Source organism: Stenotrophomonas maltophilia (assembly GCF_013464485.1).
Classification (GTDB): domain Bacteria; phylum Pseudomonadota; class Gammaproteobacteria; order Xanthomonadales; family Xanthomonadaceae; genus Stenotrophomonas; species Stenotrophomonas maltophilia_AW.
Window position 1 is genome coordinate 113344 of sequence record NZ_RAUX01000023.1, and the last position, 9496, is coordinate 122839.

General features: G+C 66.6%; 5 protein-coding genes. 3 read left to right on the forward strand and 2 right to left on the reverse strand.

Going from position 1 to position 9496, the window contains the following annotated elements; genetic code table 11:
* Positions 1–318: 318 nt before the first annotated feature.
* The gene (locus D7Y61_RS10825) at positions 319–3846 is read right to left on the reverse strand and encodes an ATP-binding protein (protein ID WP_180866242.1); all 3528 of its coding nucleotides are present in this window, start codon (positions 3844–3846) and stop codon (positions 319–321) included.
* Between the two features lie 96 nt (positions 3847–3942).
* Positions 3943–7488, reverse strand: coding sequence for a hybrid sensor histidine kinase/response regulator (locus D7Y61_RS10830; RefSeq protein WP_180866243.1), 3546 nt, complete (start codon positions 7486–7488; stop codon positions 3943–3945).
* Between the two features lie 163 nt (positions 7489–7651).
* Here D7Y61_RS10830 and D7Y61_RS10835 point away from each other — a divergent pair, with 163 nt between their 5' ends.
* From D7Y61_RS10835 to D7Y61_RS10845, 3 genes are read left to right on the forward strand one after another with little or no spacing between them, the layout of a single operon-like run.
* Positions 7652–8284, forward strand: coding sequence for a YceI family protein (locus D7Y61_RS10835; protein ID WP_180866244.1), 633 nt, complete (start codon positions 7652–7654; stop codon positions 8282–8284).
* Between the two features lie 10 nt (positions 8285–8294).
* Entirely contained in the window at positions 8295–8867 is a 573-nt protein-coding gene (locus tag D7Y61_RS10840; RefSeq protein ID WP_180866245.1) for a cytochrome b, read from the forward strand.
* Between the two features lie 3 nt (positions 8868–8870).
* Entirely contained in the window at positions 8871–9443 is a 573-nt protein-coding gene (locus tag D7Y61_RS10845) for a YceI family protein (protein WP_180866246.1), read from the forward strand.
* Positions 9444–9496: the final 53 nt, after the last annotated feature.

The window sequence follows — 9496 nt, forward strand, 5'->3', positions numbered from 1 at the left end:
TCTGTGAGATTTGAGCCGAGCATGGCTCGGCTCTACACAGGCGCGGGCAGCTCGCGAGAATCTGTCGAAGGCGGGGTGGGTTCGGTTGCGGGGGCGTGAGCCGCATGGGCCCGAGGCATGCCTCGGGCGAGTTGGGCAGGAGGCCCAACCCCGGTCTTGCCGTGTGCGCAGGACAGCGCACACGAGCAAGCGGCGACCGAGCTTACATGGACGTACTTGCAGCGTCCCCCGCAACCGGATCCACCCCGCCATCCCACGGAATGCAAGCTTTTGACGTTGATTCTGCAGGTGCAGGGCTGCAAGCCCTGCAACAAATCCCTACCTTCCCATCACCCGGGCGATGGCTTCCACCAGTAGTTCACCGGTCACCGGTTTGCGCAGGAAACCGCCGATGCCGGCCGCTTCCACCTGCTGCAGCAGGTCCGGATCAGTCCGCGCGGTCACCGCCAGCAGCGGCAGCATGTAACCCTGATTGCGCAGGTGCTGGGCCAGCTCGAAACCGCTCAGGCCCGGCAGATCCAGGTCCAGCAGACCAACGTCGAAATCCCCGGCGCTGATCTCGCGCAGCGCGGCCAGCGCATGGCCCGCATGCACCACCTCGTGGCCACGGGCGCTCAACAGCCCACGCACCACATCGGCTACGGTTGCGTCATCCTCCACCAGCAGTACCCGCAGCGGCGGCATGTTGGCGGCTTCCTCACGGTGCGTCTCCCCATCCGCCTCGGCACTGGCATCGACCACCAGTGGCAATGGCAGAGTTACACCAAAGCAGGTGCCGCGACCCAGCTGGCTCTCCACCTGGATGCGCCCCTGCATTGCCTGTGCCAGTTCGCGGCAGATCGCCAGGCCGAGGCCACTGCCACCATACTGCGCCGCCGTGCGCGCGCCGTCGGCCTGCTCGAAGCGACGGAACAGGCGCTGCTGTTGCTCCTGGCTGATGCCAGGTCCAGTGTCGCGCACCTCGAAATGCAGTGACCGCAGCTCGGCATCGCTGCGCGCATGCAGGGTGATCGTCCCGCGGCTGGTGAACTTGACCGCGTTTGACAACAGGTTCAGCAGGATCTGGCGGACGCGCATTGCATCGCCGGTGGCCTGGAGGCCAGGTGGAAGCTGGTTGTCGAGCGTGAAGCGCAGCCCCTTCTGCGCTGCCAGCGGCCCCATCAGTGCGGACAGATCCTGGAGCAGGCAGCTCAGCGCGAACGGCTTGGACTGCAGCTCCAGGCGACCGGATTCGATGCGCGCGAGGTCCAGCGCGTCGTTGACCAGATGCAACAGGTGCTCGCCGGCGTGTCGGATCGATTGTGTGTAACCCCGCTGCTGCGGATCCAGTGGCGAGGACAACAGCAGTTCACTCATCCCCAGCACGCCGGTCATTGGCGTGCGGATCTCATGGCCGAGATTGGCCAGGAAACGGGTCTTGGCCGCCGATGCCTGTTCCGCCAGTTCCTGCTTGTGCAGCGCCAGCTGATAGGCATGGCGGCGCTGCAGGCGACGACGATACAGCCAGGCGAACCAACTGGTCAGCAGCAGCGCGAACGAAGCCAGTACCAGCAGGCCCGACAGGCTGCGCCACCACGGTGGCTGCACGCGGAATTCCAAGCTCTGCACCCGCGACCAGACATGGTCGGCCGACCGCGCCTGCACTTCCAGTCGATAGCTGCCCGGCGCCAGCCGTGAGAACAGACGCTCACCAGCAGGCCCCACTTCAACCCAGTCCGGGTCATAGCCAGCCAACCGGTAGCGATAGGTGTTGGATGCCGAATCGGCAAACGACAGCAGGCGCGCGACGATACGCAGATCGCGGTCACCATCGGCAATCTGCAAAGGGGTGTCGTGGGTCAGGTCCAGCACCTGCTCGTTGCGGCGAACCTCCACCCGCTCGATCACCAGTGGGGCGCGCCGCATCGATGGTCGCACCTGTTCCGGGTCGAACACCACCACACCGGCCGGGGTGCCGGCGACCAGATGCCCATCGCCCGACATCGCCAGTGTGTGCTCGCGGAATTCCTGGCTGGGCAGGCCATCATGCACCCCATAAAGCCGCACGCTCTGGCCATCGGCACCGATCCGCACCAGGCCGCGCGCACTGGTTGCCCAAGCCACGCCCTGCGCATCGACCACCAGCCCCGAGGCGGAGATCGCCGGATAACCCTGCTCTGCCCCCACCACGGCCTGCCGTTCCAGCCGCCCCTGGCTCCAGCGGTAACGCGACAGGCGACCATCCTCTGACAGCCATACCTGGCCATCGCTGCCCACGTGCAATGCATGGATCGCCGTGGCCGGCGCACCTGGCACCGGCTGGAAGCGCTCGCTTTCCGGCAGCCACTGCAGCAAGCCGCGGCTGCTGGCCAGCCATATGTGGTCCTGCGGCCCGCATTCCACATCGAGGTTGAGCTGGCCCTGCTGCAGACCGCGCTGGCCATTGTCCAGCTGGCGCCGCAGGCGTCCGTCCAGATCGCGCTGCTGCAGGCCGGACGGCAACATCAACCAGAGGCTGTCACCATCACAGGTCATCATCGCTTCGATGACCCCTTCCATCGTCGCTTCGGCGCCGGCATCGCGCCCCCAGCGGCGCAGATCACGCTGCTTCGGGTCGTAGCGCAGCAACGCATCGTTCGAGCCGATCCAGACCTGGCCACGGCGATCCTCACGCACCGACGTCAACCAGTGCATGCCGTTGACCCACGTGCGGTGCTGCTCGATCTTTCCTGTCTTCGGATCGAAGCGGTCCAGCGCGCCATGGCTGCCCACCGTCCAGATGCCACCGTTACTGGACGGACTGGTACCCAGCACATAGGCGTTGCGCAGCGAGCTGGGATCGTCCTCCAGACGCGACAGCACCGAGAACTGCCACCAACGCGGCAACAGGTGCCACAAGCCGGCGTTGGTGCTCGCCAGCCAGATGCCACCCTCGCGGTCCTCGTAGGCACCGGTCCAGTTCGGCCGAACCGGACCACGTGCCACCGCGCTGTACAGGGGGACGGTCTGGTACTGGCCATCAACCGCCCGGCCAAGGCCGGTACGGGTGTCCAGCCAGTAACCGTTCTGCTCGTCGCGCAGCATCATGCCAAGCACCTGCTCGCCCTCGGGCAGCTTCCATGACGGCGCCTCGAATCGACCATCGGGACGGCGCACGATGGCACCGGCCATCGTGCTGATCCAGAGACTGCCATCAGGCTCGGCAGTGAGGCCATTGATCAGCAGGCTAGGAACGACGTCGGCACCGACACGTTCGAAATCGGTGCCGGTCCAGCGTGCGACGCCATGCTTGGTACCGATCCACAAGCTGCCATCGGCCAGGGTGGCCAGGTAGGGCACCGATGCAGCCGGCAGGCTGCGCGGATTGTTTGCTTCCGGCAGGAAGCGTTGCAGGCGCCCCTCGTTGTCCAACCGGTAGAGGCCACCTTCATGCGTGCCGAACCAGACCGAGCCGTCCGGCGTGGCGGCCAGACTCCAGACCGTGTTTGTGCCCATCAGGGGCTGGCTGCTGCGGTCATAGAAATGCAGCTGGCGGCGGTCGGCAGACATCCGTACCAGGCCGGCATTCTCGGTACCGATCCAGAGCTGGTTGCGCGCATCGACCAGCACCGTCCAGATGCGGTTGTCGCGTAACCCGTCCTCCGAGCGCCAGATCCGGTAATTGCGCCCGTCGTAACGGGCCAGGCCATCGTTGGTGGCGATCCAGAGGAAGCCGTAGCGATCCTCGGCCATGCGATTGACGGTATTGGAAGGCAAACCGTCGAACACGGTCACCTGGCGCGGGCTCGGTGGCACCGGCTGCGCCGCAGCAGGCGACAGGCAGCACAGCAGGACCAGCAGCAGCATCGCCGCCCGCAGATACACCACAGATTGCCTCCTCACGCTGCTTCTGATAGTTCCCGCACTGCGGATGTCGGCATGGTAAACCGAAACTCGCGCCGTTCACGTCCGGCGCCGACGTCTTCAAAGGATCGTTTGTCGTTTCGCGCGCGCCAGGGCAATAGCTGTCACCAGCATGTCACCGGTCACCGGCTTGCGCAGGAAGCCATCGAACCCTGCCGCCAGTACCTGCGTCTCGGCATAGGCGTCAGAGCGTGCGGTGACCGCTATCAGTGGCAGCTCATATCCCATGGTACGCAGCTGACGGGCGATGGCGGTACCGTCCAGCGCCGGCAGGTCGAGATCGAGCAGGCCGACATCGAAGCCGTCGGTGGCGATCTCCGACAGCGCCCCCAGACCATGCAACACGTGCACCACGTCGTGGCCACGGCCACGCAGCAGGCCGACGATGACCTCGGCTACGGTCGCATCATCCTCTACCAGCAGGATGCGCAACGGCGGCAGCACCGGCAGCGTGGACGACTCACCCGGTGCACATGCGGCCTGCCGTGTCCATGGCAACGGCAGCCGCACCCGGAAGCGCGCGCCCTTGCCCGGCTGGCTGTCCACCTCGATACGCCCGCCCATTGCCACGGCCAGCTCCTGGCAGATCGCCAGGCCCAGCCCGCTGCCACCATAGCGCGATGCGGTGCGCGGCCCCTCGGCCTGCTCGAAGCGATGGAACAGGCGCTCCTGCTGCTCGGCGTTGATGCCCGGACCGCTGTCGTGGACCTCGAAACAAAGGCCCCCGCCATTTTCTTCCAGGCGCACGGCCAGACCCACATGCCCACGCTCGGTGAACTTGATCGCATTGCCCAGCAGGTTGAGCAGGATCTGGCGTACGCGCATCTCATCGCCGCTGACGCTGATCGGGCCCGGCGGATCTTCACCACGCTGGAATTCCAGCTTGCGCTGCTTCGCCATCGGTTGCATCAGTGCCTGTACCTGGTCGAGCAGGCCGATCAGATCGAACGGGCGCAGGTCCAGTTCCAGCCGGCCAGCCTCGATGCGGGCCAGGTCCAGCGCATCGTTTACCAGCCGCAGCAGGTGACTGCCTGCCTTCTGGATCGAGCCGGCATAGCCGCGCTGCACGGCATCCAGTGGCGTGGCCAGCAGGAGTTCGCTCATGCCAAGCACCCCGGTCATGGGGGTGCGCACCTCATGGCCCAGCGTGGCAAGGAACCGGCTCTTGGCCTGGGAAGCCTGCTCGGCCAACTGCTGCTTGTGCACGGTCAGCTGCCACTGCTGGCGCCTGCGCAGGCGCGCACGGATGGACCACACCACAGCGAGCAGCATCAGCGAGCCAATCAGGATGTAACCGAAGATTGCCATGCCGCTTCGCCACCATGGTGGCAGCACCCTTACCTGCAGCCGTTGCGAGGGCGTCCAGGCACCACTGGCCGTCGCTGCCTGCACTTCGATGACATAGTGGCCGGTCGGCAGCCGCGACAGCGTGCGCTGGCCGTCGCCGCCCTGCTCCACCCAGTTCTGGTCGTAGCCCTGTACCCGGAATCGATAGCGGTTGCCCTGGGGATTGGCATACGACAACAGCCGTGCATCGATCTGCAGATCACGATCATCCGGGCCCAGCAACAGCGTGCCGGTGCGCGGCAGCGGTTGCCAGCCACGGGCATCATCGCGCCGCACGCGCACCTCGGCGATCACCAGCGATGAGGGGGGCAGCACGACGTCGGCAGCATTCACATCGAATACGACCAGGCCGGTCTGGGCAACGGCAAGCACGCGGCCATCGGCATTCACGGCCGGCGGCCGGCTGGTGAATTCAGCATCGGGCAGACCATCGCGCTCGTTGAACTGCTGCAGGCGGCGCGCTTTCGGGTCCCATCGCAGCAGACCACGCGGCGTGGTTGCCCACAGACGCCCGTCTTCGGCCAACGCAAGCCCTCCCATGCTGACCGGGGGCACGCCCGCCGTTCCATCGATGCGCTGGATGAGGCGCAGGCTCATGCCATCCCACTGGTAGCGTTCGAGCGCCCCCTGCCGGGCCAGCCACAGCTGCTGCGGGTCCACCCACACCAGATCGTAGATCAGCCCACGCGATACGCCGGGCACCGCCTCGAAGCGCCCGGCCTGCTCACGCCAGATACCCATGTCGCCCATCACCCAGGCCTTGCCCTGGGCATCAAAGCGGATCTGCTCGACCGGTGAATCCGCCGGTTTGCGGAGATCATCCAGCGGGTAACTGCGCAGCACACGGCCATCGGCACTGCGCTGCTGCAGGCCCAGGTTCATCACCGACAGCCAGACCGTGCCATCGGGCGCCTGCCGCATCAGGTCGATGCGCTGACGGAGATCCGCACCACCTTCGATGTGCCAATCGTGCAGCGCGCGGGTGGACGGGTCATACACACTGATGCGACCGGCTCGCCCCAGCCACAGGCGCCCGTCCGGCCGCGGCAGCACCGACCACACCGCACCGCTACCGATCTCGCGCTCGCTGGCCAGCAGCCGCAGCGTGCCCTGCACATCCAGCTGGTACACACCATGCGCCGAACCGACGTAGTAGTTGCTGCCATCGCTGGCTGCGCTCAGCAGGTACTGGCTGTCCAGCGGTTTGCCGTCAAGCTGGTTCCAGATCGAAAAGCGGCGCCAGTCCGGAGGCAGGTAGGCCAGGCCCTGGGTCAGCAGCGCCACCCACAGCCCGCCCTCGTGGTCCTGCATCAGGTCAAGCACACCACTCTGGGCAGTGAGGAACCCACTGCCACGGTCGCCGTCGAGCCGCCGCAGCCTGCCGGCATCTCCGCGCAACAGGCCGTCGGACGTGCCCGCCCAGTAGCCGCCCCGCTGATCGGCCAGCACCAGCGCCGAGCGCAGCCGAGCACTGTCAGTCCATCGCGGACGGCTGACCCGATCCTGCGCATCAATGCGGTAGAGACCATCATTCTGGCTGCCGACCCAGATCGAGCCATCCGGGTCGCGGCTCAGCCGCAGCACACTCAACGCCCCCAGCTCGCGCGGCGCAACCGCCTCAAACCCCGTGCCATTCCAACGCGCGACGCCCGCCTCGGTGCCGATCCACAGGCGCCCCTGTGCATCGACCAGGCTGCTGTAGATGGTGTTGCTGGGTGGCCCTCCGGGACGCGCCGGATCATGCTCGAAGAAACGAAGGCTGCCGTCTTCACCGAAACGGCAGACCCCGTGGCCACTGGTACCGATCCACAGGGCATCCTCGGCATAGGCCAGCGTCCAGAACTGGCTCATGCAGGGGCCATTGACCGCATCGAAGGTCCTGAAGCGCTCGCGATCGGCATCCAGACGGGCTACACCCTTGCCATTGATGCCGACCCATACGCGGTCCAGCGGATCGACCAGCAGGGTTTCGATTTCGTTGCCGGGCAGCGAGCCGGGCTGCTCAGGATCATGTTCCCAGACCCGCAGGTTGCCGCCGTCATAACGCACCAGTCCGCCGTCGGTGGCGGCCCATATATGGCCCTGACGGTCCTCGGCCAGCGCCAGCACCATTCGCGAGGGCATGCCTTCGGCAGCGCCGAAACGGCGCAGGCGCGGTGTTTCCGCCATGTCCAGGGGCGCAGCCGCCGTGAAGGATGCCAGCAGCAACAACCCCATTCCCGCGATGCCTCGGCACCACCGGCGCCAGCCACTCGTCATCCTGAACCCCCTGTCCTGTCCCGATTGTCACACAGGGGCGGGGCCATGGTTGCAACAGCCTGTTCCCGCAGGGCGCCCACCACGAACTGTTTCAGCCATGCACGCAACGTTGGCAGGAGGCTGTGCGTATGATCGCAACGTCCCCTTCCGGAGCCCGCCATCGATGCGTCCCTGCCTGGCCCTGCTGCCGATGCTGCTCGCCACTGCGCCCGCCTGGGCCGGTGCGGACACCTACCGACTCGATCCGGTGCATACGCGCGTCTTGTTCACCATTGACCACGCGGGCTATTCACAGGCCATGGGCACGATCTCCGGCAGCGAGGGCCGCCTGCAGTTCGATCCCGACAACTGGCGCGAGGCCACGCTGGATGTGGAGATTCCCGTGTCGCAATTGGACCTTGGCGACGTCAAATGGAACCAGGCCACGCTGGCGCGCAGCCTGCTGGACGGTGAGCGTTTCCCCAGCGCACGCTTCGTCTCGACCCGGGTGGAACCGATTGATGCCAAGCGTGCACACGTGATCGGCACCCTCACCCTGCGCGGGGTCAGCCAGGAAATCACGCTGGATGTGTCCCTCAATGCCATCAAGCGCTACCCGCTCCCCCCGTTCCGACGCACCGCCGGCTTCTCCGCCAGCACCACGCTGAGTCGGCGTGCGTTCGGCATCACCGCCTGGCCGGGCGTCATCGGTGATGCAGTACAGCTGAGGATCGAGGCCGAAGCCACCCTCGACCGCAGCGACGCCCCGGGAACTCCCGCTCCCGTTCCGCACTCCGACCCCAAGACGGCCCCCTAGAGGACCCTTCATGACCGCCAAGAACACCCCCGCCGCCTGGGGGAGTGTCAGCCAGATCCTGCATTGGTTGATCGCACTGCTGATCCTCGCCCTCGGCGTGGTCGGCCTGACCATGGGTGAACTGCCCAAGACCCCCAAGTATTTCTGGGTCTACACCGCGCACAAGTCGATCGGCATCACCGTGCTGGCGCTGGTGCTGTTCCGCCTCGGCTGGCGCCTGTATGCCGGTGCCCCCAGGCCGGTGCCGGGCGTGCCCAGCTGGCAGGAACGCATCGCCAGCGCCACCCACGTGCTGCTGTATGTGCTGATGTTCGCCATCCCGCTGTCTGGCTGGCTGTACGACTCGGCCAGTGGCCTGCGCCCGTTCCGCTGGTTCGGCCTGGTCGACGTGCCCAAGCTGAGCGGCCCCGACCCGCAGGTGGTCGCGATATCGCATGCCATCCACGAATACGGCTTCTGGCTGTTGATCGCGGTGGTGCTGGCCCATGCCGGCGCTGCCTTCTACCACCACCTGTTCCAGCGCGATGCGACCTTGTCCCGCATGTTGCCCCGCGGCTGGCTTGCCTCCCCTCAGAAGGACTGACCGATGACCCTGAAACTGACCACTCCGGCCGCCGTGGCCACCGCCCTGGCCGGCATGCTCGCCACCGCCCCGGTGCTCGCTGCGGACTATGCGCAGGCCCCCGGCGCCGGCTCGATCCTGGTGTTCGCCACCAAGTACGACGGCGAAGTATTCACCGGCAGCTTCCCGGGCTTTGCCACCAAGCTCAGCTTCGACCCGGCCAATCCGGCCGCCGGTTCGCTGGACGTGGTGATCCCGCTGGCCGGCGCCAAGAGCGGCAACAGCGACCGTGATTCGACCCTGCAGGGCGCGGACTTCTTCAACGTCGCCAAGTTCGCCACCGCGCGTTACACCGCGAAGGGCTTCCGGGCCGTAGGCAACGACCAGTTCGCCGCCGACGGCACGCTGGAACTGCGCGGCGTCAGCAAGCCGGTGACCCTCACTTTCACCTGGAAGCCGGGGCCGCAGCCGGTGCTGACCGGCAAGGCCACGGTCAAGCGCCTGGACTTCGCTGTGGGTGCCGGTGACTGGGCCGACACCAAGACCATTCCGGACGAAACCGCGATCAGCACGATCGTGAAGTTCGACGCGAAATGAACCGCGCCTGGTAGTGCCGGCCGCTGGCCGGCATCACCGGGCATGGCGGGGTT